Source organism: Vreelandella sp. ssv (assembly GCF_059448525.1).
Genome location: NZ_CM182545.1, coordinates 1,984,569 through 2,004,968, shown reverse-complemented (window position 1 = coordinate 2,004,968; position 20,400 = coordinate 1,984,569). Strand labels below are relative to the sequence as shown.

The window sequence follows — 20,400 nt, the reverse complement described above, 5'->3', positions numbered from 1 at the left end:
TCGCCGTCAGCGAAGCCCTTATGCGTTCAAAGCCTAATCAATCTTATCATTCTGTCATGCTGACTGAGCGATAATCTCTTTCCACTTGGCAGGCCCTGTTTGATGGACCGATGTGCCTTGGCTATCAACGGCCACGGTTACCGGCATATCCTCGACTTCAAATTCGTAGATCGCCTCCATACCTAAATCTTCGAAACCGACTACACGCGATTTCTTAATCGCTTGGGCGACCAGGTAAGCCGACCCACCAACCGCCATTAAGTACACTGCTTCGTTGTCACGAATCGCATCAATAGCGGTTTGGCCACGCTCTGCTTTACCAACCATACCCAGCAGGCCCGTCTCTTCCAGCATGGTGCGGGTAAATTTGTCCATCCGCGTGGCAGTGGTGGGACCAGCGGGGCCCACGACTTCATCGCCAATGGGATCAACCGGACCAACGTAGTAGATAAAGCGCCCTTTCATATCTACAGGTAGGGGTTCGCCTTTGGCCAGCATATCGACCATGCGCTTATGGGCAGCATCGCGGCCGGTCAGTAGCTTCCCATTCAACAGCAGCGTATCACCAGGCTGCCAGGTTTTGACTTCAGCGGGTGTTATCGTATCAAGATTGACGCGTTTGACGTTTTCACCCTCCTCGCGAGTAATTTCTGGCCAGTCCTCAAGCTTCGGCGCTTCTAGTGTCGCAGGGCCGGAGCCATCCAAGGTAAAGTGGACGTGCCGGGTCGCCGCGCAGTTGGGAATGATCGCTACGGGCTTGTTGGCCGCATGGGTCGGATAATCCCTGACTTTAATATCCAGCACGGTGGTTAAGCCGCCTAACCCTTGAGCACCGATGCCGCTTTTATTGACCTTCTCAAACAGCTCTAAACGCAGCTCTTCGGCACGATTGCTGGGTCCGCGAGCCTGCAAATCCTGAATATCGATGGGGTCGAGCAGCGCCTCTTTGGCAATCATCATGGCTTTTTCGGCGGTACCGCCGATGCCAATTCCCAGCATGCCTGGCGGGCACCAGCCAGCGCCCATCTTGGGTAGCTGCTCCATCACCCAATCAACCACGCTATCAGAGGGGTTAAGCATCGCAAACTTGGACTTTGCCTCGCTGCCACCGCCCTTCGCGGCAACATGAATATCGACACTGTCGCCAGGCACAATCGAGTGGTGAATAATGGCCGGTGTATTATCTTTGGTATTGGCCCGTTTGCCGTCAGGATCCGCCAGTACCGAGGCACGCAGAATATTATCCGGTAGCAGGTAAGCGCGACGAACACCTTCGTTAACCATGTCGTCGAGACTCATATCCGCTTCCCAGGTAACGTTCATGCCTACGTGAACAAACACGGTGACAATACCGGTATCCTGACAAATCGGGCGATGCCCAGTAGCGCACATACGAGAGTTAATAAGAATTTGCGCAATGGCGTCTTTGGCTGCCGGGTTCTCTTCACGCTCGTAAGCGGCCGCCATGGCGTCAATAAAATCTTTGGGATGATAATAAGAGATGTATTGGAGAGCATCGGCAACGCTTTGAATAACGTCGTCCTGGCGAATCACGGTCATGGACTAACAGCTCCTAGGTTATCGACTAGTCAGCGGCATTCTTTCGCAGCTGCGTAAGTGCCGTCTTAGCGTGTGAGCAGTATACCGTATTGACCCACCTCCGGCAGCCCTCCCACCTGTCTAACGATTGGCTATCGCTAATGCATTGGTCGATGTTACCTACTAAGAAAGATAACGGTATAAAATAGTTATAAGCGCATTTATACTTAGCCAAAGAGCGTCTTACGTTTGCTGACAGCGAGGACACAGATAGAGCCTTCGTGATCCAACCATTTTGCGCTCAATAACCGAGCCACAGCGGTGGCACTCAAGACCTGCCCGCTCGAAAACGGTAAATCGCCACTGCCTGCGCGGCTCGCCTGCTTCTTTAGCCTGCTTGATCCACGCCTCACGATTGGTGACGCCAGCGGTTTTATAGGCTTGGCGGGTAATCTCAATAATGCAATGAGCCAACGTGTGTTGCTGATCGAGGGTTAAATCAACTGGTCGAGCGTTGGGCGGCAAGTGGGCGAAAAACAGAATTTCAGAACGCAGATAATTGCCCAATCCTGCCACCAGCCCCTGATCAAGTAGCAGCGCCCCTAAGCTTCGCTTGTGAAATTGCTTTGAATTCAAGCGCTGCAGAACGTCTTCTGGGGTTACTTCCTGACTCAACAAGTCAGGGCCCAACCGAGCTAAAAATGGGTGCTCAGCGAGTGTTTCTTGGTGCCAGAGCGAAATATCGGAGGCACTATAGAGACTGGCGCAGCGCCCTTCTGCGGTTAATCGAACGCGAAGCGTGCGCTTTGTAAGGGGTGGTTTATCTTCACCATGCAGCTTCCAAACGCCGTAGAGCTGATTGTGGGAGTAGAGCACGCGCTGATCAGCAAAACGAATTAGCATCGCTTTGCCCCAGGTATCTATTCGCGCAACACGAATGCCAATAAACGAAGCTGCCTGATCGGCCAGTTCTGGAAAGGCAAACCAAGCATCTTCGATAACCCGCCCGCCTATCTGTTGTTCAATACGATCCGCAGCGCGGCGAATTTCTGGGCCTTCCGGCATATCGCTAGCCCAGCGCCAGCTGTTTTTCTTTCATCTGATGCAGCTGATCGCGCAGCCGCGCCGCCTCTTCAAACTCCAGGTTTTGTGCGGCTTCGAACATGGCATCCTCAAGCTTACTAATGGCACCCAGCAAGTCATGCTTACTCATGCTGGTCACATCGTACTCTGCCGCACTTTCCGCCACTTTACGTTCATTGCCACGCCGACGACTGCTCTTCTTACCCGGCGCCTGGGCGGCTTCAAGAATATCAGCTACCGAACGGGTCACCGTTGTCGGCGTAATACCATGCTCTAAATTGTGTTCGGTCTGTTTGGTGCGTCGGCGCTCGGTCTCATCCATCGCTTTTCGCATCGAGTCGGTAATGCGGTCACCGTAAAGAATCGCTTTACCATGCGCATTACGAGCGGCACGCCCGATGGTCTGTATCAAGGAACGCTCAGAGCGCAAGAACCCTTCTTTGTCCGCATCTAAAATCGCCACCAGCGACACTTCGGGAATATCCAAGCCTTCACGTAGCAGGTTAATGCCCACCAACACATCAAATTTACCTAGGCGCAAATCACGAATGATTTCGACCCTTTCGACGGTATCGATATCGGAATGCAAGTAGCGCACGCGAATACCATGCTCATCAAAGTATTCGGTCAGGTCTTCCGACATACGTTTCGTCAGCGTGGTTACCAGTACCCGCTCGCCTACCGCAGTGCGCAGGCCAATTTCCGAGAGTAGATCGTCAACCTGTGTACTGGCGGGTCGTACTTCAATTTCCGGATCCAAAAGGCCTGTGGGCCGCACGACTTGCTCAACGGTTTGGCTGGCATGCTCATCTTCGTAGCGACCTGGGGTGGCGGAAACAAAAATGGTTTGCGGGGAAATCGACTCCCACTCTTCAAATTTCATTGGCCGGTTATCGAGCGCTGACGGCAGACGGAAGCCGTATTCGACAAGCGTCTCTTTACGCGAACGGTCGCCTTTATACATGCCGCCCACTTGAGGAACACTGACGTGGGATTCATCGATAAACAGCAGCGCGTCGTCAGGCAAGTAGTCAAAAAACGTCGGCGGTGGCTCGCCAGGGGCACGCCCCGAGAGATAGCGTGAGTAGTTCTCTATGCCGTTGCAATACCCCAGCTCCAGCATCATCTCAATATCATAGAGCGTCCGCTGCTCCAGTCGCTGAGCCTCTACTAAGCGGTCGTGCTTGCGCATCCACTCGAGGCGCTCTTTAAGCTCGGCCTTAATAGCATCAATTGCCCCTAAAATAGTTTCCCGGGGTGTCACGTAGTGGGATTTGGGGTAGATCGTCATCCGCGCCACTTCGCCATGCACCGCCCCGGTCAGCGGATCAAACATACGGATCGTGTCGATCTCACTGTCAAACAGCTCCACCCGAACGGCCTCTTCGTCAGAGTCGGCGGGGAAGATATCGATCACGTCACCGCGCACGCGGTAAGTACCGCGGCGGAAGTCCATATCATTGCGGGTATATTGCAATTCGGCTAAGCGACGAAGGAAAGCGCGCTGATCGATGAGCTCTCCACGGCTGAAGTGCAGGCGCATTTTCAGGTACTGGTCGGGGTCACCCAGGCCGTAGATGGCTGAAACCGATACGACAATAAGCGCATCGCGGCGCTCTAAAAGTGCTTTAGTGGCCGAGAGACGCATCTGCTCGATATGGTCGTTGATGGAAGCATCTTTCTCGATAAACGTATCCGACGAAGGCACATAGGCTTCCGGCTGATAGTAGTCGTAATAGGAGACAAAATACTCCACCGCGTTATCAGGAAAAAACGCTTTAAACTCACCATAAAGCTGAGCAGCGAGGGTTTTGTTCGGCGCCATCACAATGGTGGGACGCTGCTGCTGCTGAACGATATTGGCCATGGTGAACGTTTTACCTGACCCCGTCACCCCGAGTAGCGTTTGATGAGCAAGCCCTGATTCCAGGCCACTAATCAGTCCTTTAATGGCGGCAGGCTGATCGCCAGCAGGCTGAAATTTTGACTGTAATCGAAAGGCTTTGCTCATCGGTGCTCCAAATCATGGGAAAACTAGACAAGATTAACTACACAAGACGCGTGGCGATTTCGACCGTGGACTCCGTCATCAATCGCTGGATAGGGCAGCGATGGCTGATGTCTTCAAGCCTGGCGCGCTGCTCGGGATCATCAATACCGTGAAGCTCTAACGTGACATCAAGCTTGTAGACCCCCTTTTTTTCTTGGCTATCGTCCCGCTGCACCGTGACGGTAATACCCTCAAGCGGCCACGCCTTGCGCTTGGCATACATCTGCACCGTAATTGCTTTGCAGGTACCTAAGGCGATATCGAAATAGTCGTGTGGGTCAGGTGCGCTTCCTTCACCACCGACTACCGCCGGCACATCCCCATACAAATCTTCCAGGCCATTCACCTGAACTCGCTGCCGAAAAGCATGGTTGCGTTCACTAACGACGGTAATCGGTATGTGCATTAGGAGACCTTTATACCTAACTTAAGTTTTTCAATGGCGTTTATCAGCGTTTCACGCTTCGCTCGGCCATCAACATCCGCCCCATGGCGACCCACTTCGGCGCTGTCAACGCCATCAAGCATCATCAATGCCGTGGTTATTTTATTCACCTGCTCGACCGATTTTACACCCTGAAATGTTAACGACTGCTGCGCCATACCGTTTCCCTACCTGTTGACCTGTGCAAAACTGATACAAGGCAAAGAGTCTAGCACGCTAATAGTGCCTTGCAATTAATGCTGGCTGCCCGCATTTAATATCATCACTCGCACGCTCTATCATGGGTAAACCGTTACCCCGTTTGCACCACACCACTTTCTTCAGGAGTTTTTTATGGCGACCGTTACCGCTAGCAATACCGCCCTTGGCAGCGTCCGCCTTCGTCACTTAGCCGCGCTAGATGTGAAAGGGGCAGATGCAGAGAAATTCCTTCAAGGCCAGACCAGTGCTCAGGTCAGCCTAGCCGATGGACGTTTTGCGCCACTCACCTGCTTTTGTACGCCCAAGGGCCGCATGCTGGCTAACGCTCAGTTAATGCGCCTAGGAGACGACCATTTCCGCCTCATACTAAGTAATACTTTATTAGACAGTTTAGCCAACCATCTGAAAAAATTCGCTGCTTTCTATCGCGCAGAACTGACTCCCCTGCCCGACATCACATTTGTCGGTGCCAGTGGTGAGGCCGAGTCCCTTGCTGACCAACTGGACGTACAGTTACCAGAGCAAGTCGGCACCCACATCAATAACGAACGTGCCTGCGCACTGCGTTACCCTGGTGAGACACCCCGCTGGTTAATATGTTTCGATCACGCCATACAGTCTGACATTGAGGACGACGAAGCGAGCCGCAATGCTTGGCAGCTTGAAGATATTCGAAGCGGCTTGGCGTGGCTAACCGCTGACCAGCAGGATCATTTCTTACCCCAGATGCTAAATTGGGAAGCGCTAGGCGGCATTAGTTTTAAGAAGGGCTGCTATACCGGCCAAGAAGTGGTGGCCAGAGCGCACTTTCGCGGCCAAGTTAAAAAACGCCTAATGCGCATTAGCGTCACAACCGCCACGCTGCCCGACGTGGGTGGCAGCGTGGTTAATGGTGACGGAAAATCGGTGGGCGAAGTGGTGGTTAGCGCGTTTAACCAACAGGGGGACGTTGAGCTACTGGCAGTAATGAGCACCAAAGTAGCGGAAGAATCCACGCCTCTCTTTCTAGCAGAAGCGCCAGCTACCCTAGAAGCGCTGCCCTATGCCATTGAGCGAGTAGATCCAGAGCAATTGGCCATCAGCATTAACGCCTAACGCTAGGCTTTAACGTAAGCCAACATCATGCCTGTGTTAAACCAAACAGCGTCGCGACAGTAGCGCTGCTTTGATCTGCTACTTCATCTGGGGTTTGCTTGCGCAGTTGGGCCACCACTGCGCATACATCGGCAATACGACTCGGCTCATTACGCATGCCCTGATAACCACTTAACGGCATATCGGGGCTATCGGTTTCCAGCACAAAAGCGCCATCCGGTAGCGCCTTAACTGCCCGCCGCAAGCGCTGAGCACGCTCATAGGTCACGGCACCACCCAAACCCAATATAAACCCCAAGTTGAGAAACTTAGTCGCTTGTTCGATTGAGCCTGAGAAGGCGTGAATGAGTCCCCCCTTAGGCAGCGCAAGCTGACGAAGCCGTTTAGCGACTTGATCGTTAGCATGTACGCAGTGCACCACTACCGGCAGGGAGTGCTGCTTCGCTAGCTTCAACTGGGCGTCAAAGAAGTGCCACTGTGTTTCTAGGGTGTTTTTAAAACGGCCATCGATACCGCACTCACCTACCGCGACTACCTCAGGATGCTCACCAAGCTGTTGGTCGAGGGCAGCAATATCCGATTGCTGATGCTGGTCTAAGAAGTAAGGGTGTAGACCTAGGCATACCGACGTATCCGCCCGCTCCCCGAGCCTCAGCACCTGCTGCCAGCGGGCTCGTGTTGTCCCCGGTACGATAAAGTGCCTGACACCCACTGCCTCAGCGGCCTCGTATACCTCAGCTCGATCATTATCGAACTGGCTGAAATCGAGATGGCAGTGGGCATCAATCAACATGGGGACGCCTAGACTTAAAACAACTTAGTGTTCTCGGGTAGGCTGGAAGCGAATATCCGGCCAACGCTCCTGAGTCATCTGCAAATTAACCCGGGTAGGCGCAATGTAGGTGAGGTAGCCACCGCCATCAATCGCCAGATTATTGCTGGCTTTACGCTTAAACTCTTCAAGCTTTTTAGCATCTTCGCAGTAGACCCAGCGAGCAGTCTGGACATTAACTCCCTCATAAAGACAGTCGACCTTGTACTCCTCCTTGAGGCGATGAGCGACCACATCGAACTGCAGGGTACCCACGGCGCCGAGAATCAGGTCGTTGTTGTCCATCGGCATAAAGACCTGAGTAGCGCCTTCTTCGGAAAGCTGCTGCAAGCCTTTTTGGAGCGCCTTCATTTTTAAGGGATCTTTAAGCCGCACACGTTTGAACAGCTCAGGAGCAAAGTGGGGTATACCGGTAAAACGCATATCTTCACCCACGGTGAAGGTATCGCCGATCTGAATCGTACCGTGATTGTGCAGGCCGATAATATCGCCTGGCCAGGCTTCTTCGACCTGGGAGCGGTCAGAGGCCATAAAGGTCAAAGCGTCAGCGATTTTGACATCTTTACCAATACGCACATGGCGCATCTTCATGTTCTTTTCGTACTTGCCTGAGCAGACCCGCAAAAAGGCGATGCGATCGCGGTGATTGGGGTCCATGTTGGCCTGGATTTTAAACACAAAACCGGTGAAACGATCATCATCGGAAGTGACTACACGAGTATCGGTTTCGTGGGCCTGGGGCGGTGGCGCGTACTCGACGAAACCATCCATCATTTCGCGCACCCCAAAATTCCCCATGGCAGTACCGAAATAAACTGGCGAAAGCTCACCACGACGATAAGCGTCCAGGTCAAACTCATGGGAGGCACCACGCACGAGTTCCACTTCCATGCGCAGCTCTTCTGCTTGGTCTTCACCCAGAATGGCATCTACTTCAGGATTATTTAGTCCCTCAATGCGCTTATCATCAGGGATACGGCTTCCCTGCCCCTGGGTATAAAGGTGAATCACATCGTTATAGAGGTGGTAAACGCCCTTGAAATGACGGCCCATGCCAATCGGCCAAGTCATTGGCGCACACTGAATATTTAAAACGGTTTCGACTTCATCCATGACTTCAATAGGATCACGGATATCGCGGTCCATTTTATTGATAAAGGTCAGGATCGGCGTTGTACGCAGACGACATACTTCCATCAACTTGATAGTACGATCTTCAACGCCCTTTGCGCCGTCGATGACCATCAAAGCAGAGTCCACCGCGGTGAGTGTACGGTAGGTATCTTCAGAGAAGTCTTCGTGACCAGGGGTGTCCAGCAGGTTGACGATACGTCCACCATAGGGGAACTGCATTACCGAGGTAGTCACAGAGATACCCCGCTCCTGCTCCATCTTCATCCAATCCGACGTTGCGTGGCGGTCATTACGCTTGCTTTTGACCGAGCCGGCCAACTGGATAGCGTTGCCAAACAGCAGCATCTTTTCAGTAATGGTGGTTTTACCAGCGTCAGGGTGCGAAATGATCGCAAAGGTGCGTCTAAGCCCCGCTTCTTGGGCTAACTGAGTCTCTTTCATTGTGCCTCTTTGAAAATATTTACTCCGCGACGCTTTCCAGTGATTGATTAGCGCGCGGTGAGCAATGACCATTGGGACAATTGTAACGCCTGGAGACTGCTTTTGTCGCGGCTGGCTTTATGAGTGACCAAGCCGTAAAGAGACCAAAAAAAACGCTGACCTGGTCAGCGTTTTTAATGAAACAAGCAATGAGAGGCAACTCCTAACCATTAGGCGTAGGTATTTACCTGAGTACCGACATTACCCTCTTTGGCTAAATCCGGCTGAGCGCCAGTGTCTGCAGAAGCCATTATTTCGGTCACTTGTTGTGCCTGGGTATCTAGCGCTTCTTTAAACACCTGCATTTGCGCTTGCTCGGGAGTTTGCGCTTGATTCATATAAAGCGATGCACTGACTGAACTGCTAATGCCTACATCCATATTTCCACCTCATGGTATGCAAATGTACTTACAAACTAGCAAAGCACTAGATCACGCGCAAAGATATCGTCCCTATGACTACTGCCAGCATCTACTACTATCGACCTAACTCACCTAATCATTAACGAGTATAGCGCCCATTTAAAACCTGTCAGCGCGAAATGGCTTCATATCAATCGCGGTTGGCTGCCCTTCCATCATATCCGCCAGCAAGTGGCCCGTTGCAGGACCAAGAGTAAACCCTTGATGCCCATGTCCAAAGGCAAGCCATAGGCCTGGGTGGCGTGGCGCTGGACCAATCACCGGCTTCATGTCAGGCAAGCAAGGCCGCGCGCCTTTCCAAGGCGTTTCATCGCGTCGATCACCGAGTGGAAACACGCTACGTGCTACTTTTTCAGCAGCCCCCAGCTGGTTCACATCGGCGGGAGCATCCAAGCGATCCAACTCAGCTCCGGTGGTTAAGCGAATGCCTGCATTCATTGGCGCCAGCAGATAGCCAACCTCTGCATCCATAACCCAGTAATTGAGTTTGGCCGGGGGCTGAGAAGCGTAGTGCATGTGATAGCCACGTTTAACAAAGGTCGGGAAGTGATAGCCGAGCTCTTTGAGCCAGCTACCCGCCCAGGGGCCCAGCGCCACAACAACTTCGTCGGCTTCAATCGTTTCAGCGGCTGTGCTGACCTGCCACCGGGTACCCACCTGCTGAACCGATTGAATATCCGCCTGCAGGATACGACCACCATCATTACTAAATGCTTGTGCATAAGCCGCTACCAGCGCGCCAGGATCGGCAACGGTCCAGGGATCAAGCCAGTGAATGGCGCCAATAATGGTATCGCTCAGCGAGGGCTCTTTTTCCGCAAGCGCCCCTCGATCTAATTGCTCGAACTGAACACCATAAAGACGCCGCGCCTCTTCGGCGTCTTGTAACCGAGCGGCCAGTTTTTCAGGGGTACGGTAGAGCTCAAGCCACCCCTGTTTACGCACCAAGTGCTCTGCGCCAGCGGCTTCAATCATTGGGCCGTGGGTTTTCAATGAGAGTTGAATCAACGAGGCGTATTCCGGCACGATTTTCTGGTAAGCCTTCGGTGCGGAGTTCAACCAATAACGCAATAGCGGTGAAGCGGCGTTGACCATACCGGCAGGACGATAGCGGATATCAACCCGACGGTTAGGTAAAACACTGAGTAGCGTTTTGACATCCCGAGGGAACGGGTAAGGCCTTACCGCCTCACGTTGAATAATGCCCGCATTGCCAAACGAGGTTTCCCGACCAGGCTGAAGGCGGTCCACTACGGTGACATCATGTCCGCGCTGGCGTAAATGCCAAGCAATACTGACACCCACCATGCCTGCTCCCAAAACTACCGTTTGACGCGCCATTTTGATGCACTCCGATTTGCCGATTTAGAACCACGATTGGTGATCAATAACTATTTGAAAAATATCACCAAACCAACCGCATTAATACAGTAGAAAACGCTATTTTGACTCTTGAAATAAGTCATTATTGCTGCCAAAAGGGCTAATGAGGATGACAACACTATTAGCGGCATAACTATTGCTTAGTTTCTATTAGGAAACCATAACAGCACTCGATTAGAGCTGTTGTAACGGTATCTTCCCCTTCCGCGCACCACCTATAAAGCACCAAAGAGAAGCGCACTTGCACCAAAAGATGCCAAGGACACCACCATGCCTGCGACACTAAATTTGAACAGCTCGCTGATCGATACACTCTGGGTACTCTGGGCGGCGGCCCTGGTATTTGTGATGCAAGCCGGCTTTCTTTGTTTAGAGGCAGGCACTACACGAACCAAGAATGCCATCAATGTCGCTATGAAAAACGTAGCGGACTTTGCCATTGCCGTCAGTGTTTTTTGGTTAGTGGGTTTTGGCATTATGTTTGGTGACTCCTACCACGGCTTGATTGGTACCTCGTTGCTCGGCTGGCAGCTTGACGCTTCCGGCAGTTGGGTAATTACGCTGTTTATTTTCCAGGCAATGTTTTGCGCCACCGCCGCCACCATTGTGTCTGGGGCGGTGGCGGAACGTATGCCCTTTCTGGCTTATACCTGGACAGCTTTATGGACTGCTCTAATTATCTACCCGGTATTTGGCCACTGGGCCTGGGGCGGACTTTTAGGCGGTGCGGAAGGCTGGCTAGGATCGTTTGGGTTTGTCGATTTTGCTGGCTCGACGGTTGTTCATAGCGTGGGAGGCTGGATAGCGCTAGCAGCGGTACTCACTATCGGCCCACGCAATGGACGCTTCTCGCAAGGCAAGTCGCCCACCGCCTTTCCCTCAGGCAATCTGCCGCTCGCCATGTTGGGCGCTCTGTTTATGATACTTGGCTGGTTCGGCTTTAACGGCGGCAGCACACTGGCGGTGACTGATCAAATACCCAGCATTTTGGCCAATACTGTTCTCGGCGCCGTGGGCGGGATACTATCGGGCATGTTGATGGGATTTCGTACGCGACGCTACGCCGATGTGATGTACGCCATTAATGGCGCCATTGCAGGACTGGTCGCCGTCACTGCCAGCGCTCACGTCATTTCGCTACAGGCCGCCTTTGGATTAGGTGCGGTTAGTGGTGTCCTCATGGTGTTGACCAGCGAATGGTTACTAAGAAAGCACATTGATGATGCCGTTAGTGCTATCCCCTCCCATCTAGTATCGGGCATTTGGGGCACACTGGCTTTACCCTGGGTGGCCGACTTAACGCTTATGGACAGCGGCTTGTCCCGGCCCACTCAGTTTGGCATTCAGCTACTTGGCGTTATCGTTTGCGGTGTTTGGAGCTTTGGCAGCGCATGGCTGCTATTTCGAATCACCCGGCGCTTTCTGCCGTTACGCGTCTCGCCTGAAGCAGAAAAAATGGGCCTCAATTTAGCCGAGCATGGCGCCAACAACGAGCTGCACCAACTACTCGAACATATGCGGCAACACGAACAACAGGGGGATATGCGCCAACGCATAGAGGCCGACCCGTTTACCGAAGTAGGTGAAATAGCCGCCAGCTACAACCGGGTAACGGCGGCCCTGGAAACAGCCGTTGGGCATACCCGTGTGATGATACGCAACCTACGCGATGGTGTGATTACCTGGCAGGCTGATGGGGCTCTAACCAGTCTGAACCCTGGAGCAGAGCAGCTTTTCAATGTCAAAGCAGCAAACCTTATTGGTCAACCCGTCTCACATCTATTGCCTGGCTTTACGCTAACCCCCGGCGCGCGCCATGAAATTAAACGACGCTGCGATGATAAGCGTATTCGCTATTTGGAAGTTCAGGTTAGCGAAGGTGCTAGCGGCTCTGCATCAGAGCGCTCTGGCATGGTGCGCGACATTACCGAGCGCAGACAGCTTCAAGAGCAGTTAAACAGAGAGCGAGATCTTGCTCGTACTACGCTGGCTTCCATAGGTGATGGCGTTATTACCTGTGATGCCAGCGGCAACGTCACCTTTCTCAACACAGAAGCGCAACGCTTAACCGGCTGGACACTCGAAGAAGCAATGGATAAACCCATTCATTTGGTATATCCATTACTCGAGGAAGCCACTGGCGAGCTACTCAGCAACCCAGCCCGGCAAGTGCTAACGCAATTAACTTCTGTTCACTCCACCGAGCATTGCCTACTGGTACAACGTGACCAGTCGCATACCCCCATCCAACATAGTGCCTCACCCATACGTTCTCGTAGTGGTATCACTCTTGGGGCAGTCGTTGTCTTTCAAGATGTAAGCCTCACTCGCCAACTGACAGAACAGCTGAGTTACCAAGTAAGCCACGATAATCTAACCGACTTACTTAATCGGCGTGCGTTTGAATCAGCGCTCACCGCGCTGCTGAATCGCGATGATGGCCAACACATTCTCTGCTATCTCGATCTTGATCAGTTCAAGATAGTTAACGATACCTGCGGCCATCTAGCGGGCGACGAACTGTTACGGCAAGTGTCATTAAAGCTGAAATCCCATGTGCGCAGTAGCGATATTGCCGCTCGCCTGGGCGGCGATGAGTTTGCCTTACTGCTACCGGACTGCGGTCTTGATAAAGCACTTGTCATTACCGAAGCTCTGCGCTGCGATATCGAAAGTTATCGATTTTCCTGGCAAGAGCACACCTTTGGGATTGGGGTTAGCATTGGCTTGGTTGAACTCAACGCTGCTCAGCCCATGCAGCTTAGTCAAGCACTACATGCTTCTGACGCAGCGTGCTACGCCGCAAAAGAGGCAGGACGAAATCGAATCCATTGCTATCAACCCGATGACCATTCGTTACTGGAGAGGCATGGTGAACTGCAGTGGGTTCAGCGCCTGCAAAATGGCCTTGATAACGATGCTTTTCGACTTTTTGCCCAACCGATTAAAGCCATATACGGTGACGTTACCGCTTATCGTGAGATTTTGCTCCGTCTGGAAGAGCATGGTGAACTTATCGCCCCTGGAAGCTTTTTACCTGCCGCTGAGCGGTACCACTTTATGGTGCGCATTGATCGCTGGGTAATTCGTAACACCCTGGCATGGCTAGGAGATCAAAATCGCCACTCATCTCCACCAAACCATAGCCTGTGGGGTATCAATTTATCAGGGGCTTCGCTATCCGATGCTGATTTTTGTCACGACCTCATCACCCAAGTCTCTACAGCAGACCTACCCCACGGTACGCTCTGTTTCGAAATTACTGAAAGCACCGCTATCGCCCAGCTCTCCAGGGTAAAAGCGCTCATTAACACCCTGAAAGATTATGGCTGCCGTTTTGCATTAGATGACTTTGGAACCGGGCTCTCCTCCTTCAGCTATTTGAAGCAGTTACCCGTCGACTATTTAAAAATTGACGGCAACTTTATCCGCAATGTGCATCAAGACCCGATTGATCGGGCAATGGTTGAAGCCATTCACGCGGTGGTTAAGGCACTGGGGATCAAGACGATCGCAGAGTTTGTTGAAACTCAGGCTACGCTAGACACACTGCATCAGATGGGCATTGATTATGCGCAGGGGTATTTACTAGGCATGCCGGAACCGCTTACCAACATGGCCGGCAACCGCATTAGAGTCATGCCGCGTTAGCAAAAATGCTAAAAATCGAAAACAAAAAAATCCCAACAAAGGGCATAAGAACTGAAAAATAGAAACTAAAAACAGGAGGAAATAACAGGAAGAGTACATGGGGGGTAATGGGGTGGATGATGGGACTTGAACCCACGACCACCGGAGTCACAATCCGGGGCTCTACCACTGAGCTACACCCACCACAACCTAAAACTGGAAACGCAAACATTGTCACTGGGGTGGATGATGGGATTTGAACCCACGACCACCGGAATCACAATCCGGGGCTCTACCCCTGAGCTACACCCACCATAGACAATCTTACGTAAAAACAGGTATTACATACTTGAAGATATAATTCTCTGACGGGTTGTTACCACTGAAGTGAGTGGCACGCCCAGCAGGAATCGAACCCGCAACCTACGGCTTAGAAGGCCGTTGCTCTATCCGGTTGAGCTATGGGCGCACAATAAGCATTCAGAAATAACGAATACTGATGAGCACTAGACCACAACCAAAGCTTGGAAAAGCAAGCTACTACCTTTCACGTTTAGGTGTGGTCGGGATGGAGGGATTCGAACCCCCGACATCCTGCTCCCAAAGCAGGCGCGCTACCAGACTGCGCTACATCCCGATTTTTATCACCCTAGACGCTACCGCTTGGTCCGTCTCAAGCGAGGCATATATTACTATTTTTAATTTTAAAGTCAACCATTAAAGTGATTGTTCATGAAGGCGCTTTGCCTGGATGCCCTAGCGTGCGAAAATTGCCGCCTTTGAAAGCGCTGTCGTACGAGCGCTTGGTATCAGGATTTATCTAGACAGTAGCGCGCGCAGCAAGCTTCCAGACATAGCCTCAGCCTTTTAACGTCCACAGGGATTCCATTACATGACCGCCCAACTAATCGATGGGAAAACCATCGCTGCTACTGTTCGTCAACAGGTTGCCGAGAAAGTCGCCGCACGCCGTGAAGCTGGCGCACGAGCACCGGGACTAGCCGTGGTTGTAGTCGGGGACGATCCCGCCTCTCAAGTTTATGTCAATAATAAGCATCGCGCCTGCGAGCAGGCAGGCATTCTTTCCTTTCAGCACGCCCTACCGGCCACGACATCTCAGCAAGCGCTAGAAGCACTCGTTGACCAACTCAATAACGACACCACTGTTGACGGCATACTGGTTCAACTACCGCTACCCAAACACTTGGATGCTGGCCCTATTTTAGAGCGTATTCGCCCTGATAAAGATGTTGATGGCTTTCACCCCTATAACATCGGGCGCCTGGCACAGCGTATGCCTGCGCTACGCCCATGCACACCTAAAGGCATCATGACACTACTGGCACAAAGCGATATTGCGCTACGCGGCCTGGATGCCACCGTTGTAGGTGCTTCTAACATTGTTGGGCGCCCGATGGCGTTGGAATTGATGCTCGCCGGGTGTACCACCACCGTTTGCCATCGGTTTACTCAAAACCTTAAAGATCACGTTAACCGCGCGGACATCCTGGTCGTGGCCGTCGGCAAGCCGGGTATTGTCAAAGGTGAGTGGATTAAGCCTGGGGCAATCGTGATTGATGTGGGCATTAACCGCCAAGATGACGGCACGCTAAAAGGCGATCTTGATTTTGCCGCCGCCGCTGAACGCGCCAGCTTTATCACTCCCGTCCCCGGCGGCGTTGGGCCAATGACTGTCGCGACGCTGCTTGAAAACACATTGGAAGCCGCTGAGCAACATGATTCAGCACCACTGACTCACGGCTGATTTCCCCCTATCGATGCAGGAGCATGGCGCAGTGAAGCGTATTGGAATTATTGGCGCAATGGCGCAGGAAGTAAGCACTTTGGTAGATCAGCTAGACAATGCTGAACGCTATGAACACGCTGGATTTACATTTCATACCGGGACACGTTATGGCCTTGAAGTGATTGTGCTGCAATCAGGCATTGGCAAGGTCAACGCAGCAGTGGGTACCGCTATTTTATTAGAGCGCCACCAACCCGACGCTATTATCAATACAGGCTCTGCCGGTGGTTTTGCCACCGACTTAAACATTGGCGATGTGATTATTTCTGATGAAGTACGCCATCATGATGTTGACGCAGTCGTATTTGGCTATGAGATAGGTCAAGTGCCGGGGATGCCCGCCGCTTACCTAGCCGACACAGCACTACGTGAAGTAGCGCGCAACGCTATTACATCGTTAGGGGAGGTCAAGGTTCGCGAAGGGTTGATCGCCACCGGTGATGCTTTTATGGCCGACCCAGCACGAGTGGAAGCGACTCGCGCGCAGTTCCCAAGCATGCTTGCCGTAGAGATGGAGGGCGCCGCTATTGCTCAAACGTGCCACCTCTACCAATGCCCTTTCGTGGTTATCCGCGCGCTCTCGGACATCCCCGGCAGCGGTGATAACCATCTCTCTTTTGATGAGTTTCTGGAAGTGGCCGCCGACCATTCATCGCGAATGGTCGATCAAATGCTGAAGCAGCTCGGTGACGGCTAGTTCATAAGCTCATTTAAGCGGTCGACGCCTCGTCGACCGCTGAGCAACTCATGTGATCAGAACGCCTTACGCTTTAATTGCCCAATCCAGCGACTCACCCGCCAGCAATGGGATAATTTGCTCGCCCTGGGCGTAAGGGTAGCTTTCCGGCAGCCGCCACTCGCGACGCTCTAGCGTTATGGTGTCTGCGTTAGGTACAAGCCCATAAAAGCGCGGCCCATTTTGGCTTGCAAAGGCTTCCAGCTTGTCTAGCGCATTCATTTCATCGAAGGCGGCGGCGTAAAGCTCTATGGCCGCGGGTGCAGTATAAGCACCCGCACAGCCGCAGCTTGACTCTTTAGCACCTTGAGAGTGTGGGGCACTATCGGTACCCAAAAAGAACTTGTGGCTACCACTGGTGGCGGCTTTGAGCAGTGCTTGGCGATGCTGTTCGCGCTTGAGAATCGGCAAGCAGTAGTAGTGAGGACGGATGCCGCCAACCAACATTTTATTGCGATTGAAGAGTAAGTGATGGGCCGTAATCGTCGCGGCCACATTGTCCGGCGCTTGAGCGACAAACTCTGCCGCCTGCTGAGTAGTGATATGCTCAAACACCACTTTCAGCGTTGGGTGGCGCTTCAGCAACGGCTTCATCACTTTTTCGATAAACACCGCTTCGCGATCAAAAATATCAATCTCTGCATCGGTCACTTCACCATGCACTAAGAGCGGCATACCCACTTTCACCATCATGGCAATGGTTGCATCACAGTGAGCGATGTCCGTAACACCAGAGTCAGAGTTCGTAGTGGCCCCTGCTGGGTAAAGCTTCACTGCTTTCACTAAACCGCTTTGCGCCGCGCGCTCAATCTCATCCGGTGGCGTGGTATCGGTGAGATAAAGAACCATTAATGGCTCGAAGGCACTGCCCGCTGGCAAGGCGTCTAAAATGCGTTGACGATACTCAAGCGCCTGCGCGGTTGTGGTGATTGGCGGCGTCAAATTGGGCATGATAATAGCGCGCCCCATCTGTGCTGCGGTATGGCCAACTACCGCCCTTAACGCGTCATCATCGCGTAAATGCAGGTGCCAATCGTCGGGGCGAGTCAGTGTTACAGTGTCCACGGCAAGTCCTGTCCTGGTGTGATGTCAAAACGAGAGGGAAGGATAGTATACGCAATTGAGCGCTTGGATAAATCCACTCTTCGAGCACCACACCCTTGCCTAAGTGTCGTATCATGGCGGCACTTTTTCTTAATGAACCCGTTTTAACGGCTAGGGTTGTTAGCTCGCTTTAAACGTTAAGGATCCGATTGTATATGCAGAATGTGCGACGTTATGCGGATATCATTGCCAGCCTGGAGGGCGTGTTATGGCTAAGCCTGGCTTGGTCAATTTCGCTTTCTGTCCATATAGGCAGCAACGAACCAACTCTTGCCAGCTTGTTAATGATTGGTGCGCTCGTGGTGTTCTGCTGGGCGCATCGACCATTGCGTTTTTTGTTAGGTCGCTACCATATTCGCAAGCGGCGAACCGATATGTGGATTCATATTTTAGCCCTGCCTCTGCTGCTAGCAATGTTCTTCCACATTATGCTCGAAGCCCTGTTAGGCAGTGCCTGGTTACCGCCAAAAATGCTGCTGTTTAATATCCTGGCCTCTGCTGGCTGGGCTACATACGTCATGACTTTGTTTATTAAGTTTGTCATTCACGGCATTAAAACCAAGACGAAGTAACCTCCTCATGCCCACCGCCTTACCGCTTCCGCTCTCTACGCCCAATCGAAACTTAGTGCGCCTCACTATTGTGCGCGGCATCACCTGGACGGGTTTTTTACTGGCGATTATTGTCGGGGTCGAGCTGCTCGCTTTCGATTTACCGGTGACGGCGGTGGTGAGCGTGGTAATCGCGATGGGCGTACTCAATATCGCCACCTGGTGGCGGCTGGGGCGACCTCGCGCCGTCACCCACCTCGAATATTTGCTGCATCTATTGGCCGACATCGCCGGGCTCACGCTACTGTTTTACTTCTCGGGCGGCTCGACAAACCCCTTTATTACTTACTACTTGGTGCCCGTCACGATTGCCGCAGCCACCCTACCCTGGCGCCATGCCTGGATCATTGCCGCGTGCTCTATGGCGGGCTATACCTTTTTGATGTTCACTTACCATCCGATTCCACAGCTGGGCCATATTAATAGTGATAGCCCTTTGAGCCTGCACATATTAGGTATGTGGCTAAACTTCGGGCTGTCAGCAGGGTTGGTGACTTTTTTCATCTACAAAATGGCCCATGCGCTGCGCAGTCGTGACCAGGCGCTCTCCCGCACCCGGGAGGCCGCACTGCGCAATGAGCAAGTATTGGCGGTCGCTACACAGGCAGCGGGTACTGCACATGAACTGGGTACACCGCTCTCTACCATGGCGGTACTGCTTAAAGAGATGCAGGCCGACGCGGCACCTGCTTCAGAGCTGCATGAGGACATTTCACTACTACGCCAGCAGGTGGACGTATGCAAGTCACGGCTGCAGAATTTAGTCACTAATGCGGATCGACGCCGCATGGCTGAGCCCGAAGTGCTTGACGCAGAGGTATGGCTAGCCGGGGTCGTGCAGCGTTGGCTGGTACTAAGGCCGGATGTAAGCCATCAGTTCGATGTAGCGGAGAGGCGAGGAAGACCATGGCTAGCGGTTGACGCCACGCTCGACCAAGCACTAACGAATTTGCTTAACAACGCCGCCGATGCCAACCCGGAGCACATTGCGATCCGCCTGGATTGGCAAGAGGAAAGCGTGGTGATCGATATTCGAGATCACGGCCCGGGAGTCGCCATGTCGATTGCCGATCAGTTGGGTGAGACGTTTATCTCCACCAAAAGCAAAGGCATGGGCATTGGCCTGTTTTTAACTCATGCCACCATCAATCGCTTTGGTGGCGGCGTAAGCCTGTATAATCACCCGGAGGGGGGTACGCTAACAGAAGTTACGCTGCCTCGCTGCGCGGCTCCCAATTAATAAACGGCCGCCCCTGGCATCTCCTTTAAGGGATTGAGGACATAATGCAAACGCGAGAGCAACGCCTGCTGATTGTTGATGACGATGAAATGTTTTGCCATGTGCTTAACCGCGCTTTAACGCGCCGTGGTTACGAGGTGATCGTTGCCCACGATGCCGACCAGGCGCTGGCAATGGCCGCGCAATACTCACCCACCATGGCAACGCTTGATCTTAAGCTGGAAAACAGCTCAGGCTTAAAATTACTCCCTGAGCTATTGGCCATCACCCCCCACTGTCGCATCGTGGTACTCACTGGCTACTCAAGCATTGCCACGGCGGTTGAAGCCATTAAGCTCGGCGCCGTCAATTATCTTTGCAAGCCCGTAGACGCTGACGATGTGCTCATCGCTTTTGAACGCCAAAGCGGTGACCCGGACATTGAGCTGGCTGATAACCCGCCCTCGATTAATCGCATCACCTGGGAGCATATTCAGAAAGTATTGCAGGAGCATGATGGCAATATATCCGCCACTGCCCGGGCGCTGGGCATGCATCGCCGCACTCTGCAGCGTAAATTACAAAAACGTCCGGTGCGGCGTTAAACGCTAACTTAATAAGCTCTGCGC

The 20,400-nt window shown here is 52.7% G+C and carries 17 protein-coding genes and 4 tRNA genes; 7 read left to right on the top strand and 14 right to left on the bottom strand.

What is annotated here, in order from left to right; all coding sequences use genetic code 11:
• Positions 1-54 precede the first annotated feature (54 nt).
• The 5 genes from AC5TBW_RS09195 to AC5TBW_RS09175 form a co-directional block, all read right to left on the bottom strand.
• Positions 55-1,560, bottom strand: coding sequence for a fumarate hydratase (locus AC5TBW_RS09195; protein ID WP_495511760.1), 1,506 nt, complete (start codon positions 1,558-1,560; stop codon positions 55-57).
• Between the two features lie 222 nt (positions 1,561-1,782).
• The gene (nei, locus tag AC5TBW_RS09190; protein ID WP_495511759.1) at positions 1,783-2,604 is read right to left on the bottom strand and encodes an endonuclease VIII; all 822 of its coding nucleotides are present in this window, start codon (positions 2,602-2,604) and stop codon (positions 1,783-1,785) included.
• Between the two features lie 4 nt (positions 2,605-2,608).
• Positions 2,609-4,633, bottom strand: coding sequence for an excinuclease ABC subunit UvrB (gene uvrB, locus AC5TBW_RS09185; RefSeq protein ID WP_495511758.1), 2,025 nt, complete (start codon positions 4,631-4,633; stop codon positions 2,609-2,611).
• A 37-nt stretch (positions 4,634-4,670) separates the two neighbouring features.
• Complete coding sequence (locus AC5TBW_RS09180) at positions 4,671-5,078, bottom strand: OsmC family protein (RefSeq protein ID WP_495511757.1); 408 nt, start codon at positions 5,076-5,078, stop codon at positions 4,671-4,673.
• On the bottom strand, positions 5,078-5,275 hold the full coding sequence (locus tag AC5TBW_RS09175; protein WP_008957999.1) for a hypothetical protein: 198 nt from the start codon (positions 5,273-5,275) through the stop codon (positions 5,078-5,080). The genes AC5TBW_RS09180 and AC5TBW_RS09175 overlap by 1 nt, the downstream gene beginning before the upstream one ends.
• A 175-nt stretch (positions 5,276-5,450) precedes the next feature.
• On the opposite strand from AC5TBW_RS09175, the gene ygfZ reads away from it, so the two are divergent.
• Positions 5,451-6,413 carry a CAF17-like 4Fe-4S cluster assembly/insertion protein YgfZ gene (gene ygfZ / locus AC5TBW_RS09170; protein WP_495511756.1) on the top strand — a complete coding sequence of 321 codons (963 nt, stop codon included), beginning with the start codon at positions 5,451-5,453 and terminating at the stop codon, positions 6,411-6,413.
• Positions 6,414-6,438: 25 nt separating this feature from the next.
• Here ygfZ and AC5TBW_RS09165 read toward each other — a convergent pair whose 3' ends face one another.
• The 4 genes from AC5TBW_RS09165 to AC5TBW_RS09150 all read right to left on the bottom strand — a co-directional run bounded on the left by AC5TBW_RS09165 (position 6,439) and on the right by AC5TBW_RS09150 (position 10,622).
• Positions 6,439-7,206 carry a TatD family hydrolase gene (locus AC5TBW_RS09165; RefSeq protein WP_495511755.1) on the bottom strand — a complete coding sequence of 256 codons (768 nt, stop codon included), beginning with the start codon at positions 7,204-7,206 and terminating at the stop codon, positions 6,439-6,441.
• 24 nt (positions 7,207-7,230) lie between these two features.
• A complete protein-coding gene (locus tag AC5TBW_RS09160) occupies positions 7,231-8,820 on the bottom strand; it encodes a peptide chain release factor 3 (protein WP_495511754.1) in 1,590 nt (529 codons plus the stop codon).
• A gap of 209 nt (positions 8,821-9,029) precedes the next feature.
• Positions 9,030-9,239: a putative motility protein gene (locus tag AC5TBW_RS09155; protein ID WP_495511753.1), complete on the bottom strand. Its 210-nt coding sequence runs from the start codon at positions 9,237-9,239 to the stop codon at positions 9,030-9,032.
• Positions 9,240-9,380: 141 nt separating this feature from the next.
• Complete coding sequence (locus tag AC5TBW_RS09150) at positions 9,381-10,622, bottom strand: NAD(P)/FAD-dependent oxidoreductase (protein WP_495511752.1); 1,242 nt, start codon at positions 10,620-10,622, stop codon at positions 9,381-9,383.
• A 312-nt stretch (positions 10,623-10,934) separates the two neighbouring features.
• Between AC5TBW_RS09150 and amt the strand changes: the two genes are divergently transcribed.
• Positions 10,935-14,315: an ammonium transporter gene (gene amt, locus AC5TBW_RS09145; protein ID WP_495511751.1), complete on the top strand. Its 3,381-nt coding sequence runs from the start codon at positions 10,935-10,937 to the stop codon at positions 14,313-14,315.
• Between the two features lie 108 nt (positions 14,316-14,423).
• On the opposite strand, the gene AC5TBW_RS09140 is transcribed toward amt, so the two are convergent.
• The 4 genes from AC5TBW_RS09140 to AC5TBW_RS09125 all read right to left on the bottom strand — a co-directional run bounded on the left by AC5TBW_RS09140 (position 14,424) and on the right by AC5TBW_RS09125 (position 14,931).
• Positions 14,424-14,498, bottom strand: a tRNA-His gene (locus tag AC5TBW_RS09140).
• Between the two features lie 34 nt (positions 14,499-14,532).
• A tRNA-His gene (locus AC5TBW_RS09135) sits at positions 14,533-14,607 on the bottom strand.
• A gap of 79 nt (positions 14,608-14,686) precedes the next feature.
• Positions 14,687-14,763 (bottom strand) — tRNA-Arg (locus AC5TBW_RS09130).
• A 91-nt stretch (positions 14,764-14,854) separates the two neighbouring features.
• Positions 14,855-14,931, bottom strand: a tRNA-Pro gene (locus AC5TBW_RS09125).
• A 255-nt stretch (positions 14,932-15,186) separates the two neighbouring features.
• Between AC5TBW_RS09125 and folD the strand changes: the two genes are divergently transcribed.
• A complete protein-coding gene (gene folD, locus AC5TBW_RS09120; RefSeq protein WP_495511750.1) occupies positions 15,187-16,059 on the top strand; it encodes a bifunctional methylenetetrahydrofolate dehydrogenase/methenyltetrahydrofolate cyclohydrolase FolD in 873 nt (290 codons plus the stop codon).
• A 31-nt stretch (positions 16,060-16,090) separates the two neighbouring features.
• Positions 16,091-16,798 (top strand): 5'-methylthioadenosine/S-adenosylhomocysteine nucleosidase, encoded by a 708-nt coding sequence (mtnN, locus tag AC5TBW_RS09115; protein ID WP_495511749.1) that lies wholly within the window; start codon positions 16,091-16,093, stop codon positions 16,796-16,798.
• A gap of 66 nt (positions 16,799-16,864) precedes the next feature.
• On the opposite strand, the gene pyrC is transcribed toward mtnN, so the two are convergent.
• Entirely contained in the window at positions 16,865-17,902 is a 1,038-nt protein-coding gene (gene pyrC / locus AC5TBW_RS09110) for a dihydroorotase (protein ID WP_495511748.1), read from the bottom strand.
• Positions 17,903-18,096: 194 nt separating this feature from the next.
• Here pyrC and AC5TBW_RS09105 point away from each other — a divergent pair, with 194 nt between their 5' ends.
• The 3 genes from AC5TBW_RS09105 to AC5TBW_RS09095 are packed head-to-tail and all read left to right on the top strand — an operon-like array spanning position 18,097 to position 20,376.
• Positions 18,097-18,513 (top strand): hypothetical protein, encoded by a 417-nt coding sequence (locus AC5TBW_RS09105; RefSeq protein ID WP_495511747.1) that lies wholly within the window; start codon positions 18,097-18,099, stop codon positions 18,511-18,513.
• Positions 18,514-18,520: 7 nt separating this feature from the next.
• Positions 18,521-19,792, top strand: coding sequence for an ATP-binding protein (locus AC5TBW_RS09100; protein ID WP_495511746.1), 1,272 nt, complete (start codon positions 18,521-18,523; stop codon positions 19,790-19,792).
• A gap of 44 nt (positions 19,793-19,836) precedes the next feature.
• Positions 19,837-20,376, top strand: a complete 540-nt coding sequence (locus tag AC5TBW_RS09095) for a response regulator transcription factor (RefSeq protein WP_495511745.1) — start codon at positions 19,837-19,839, stop codon at positions 20,374-20,376.
• The last annotated feature ends 24 nt before the right edge of the window (positions 20,377-20,400 follow it).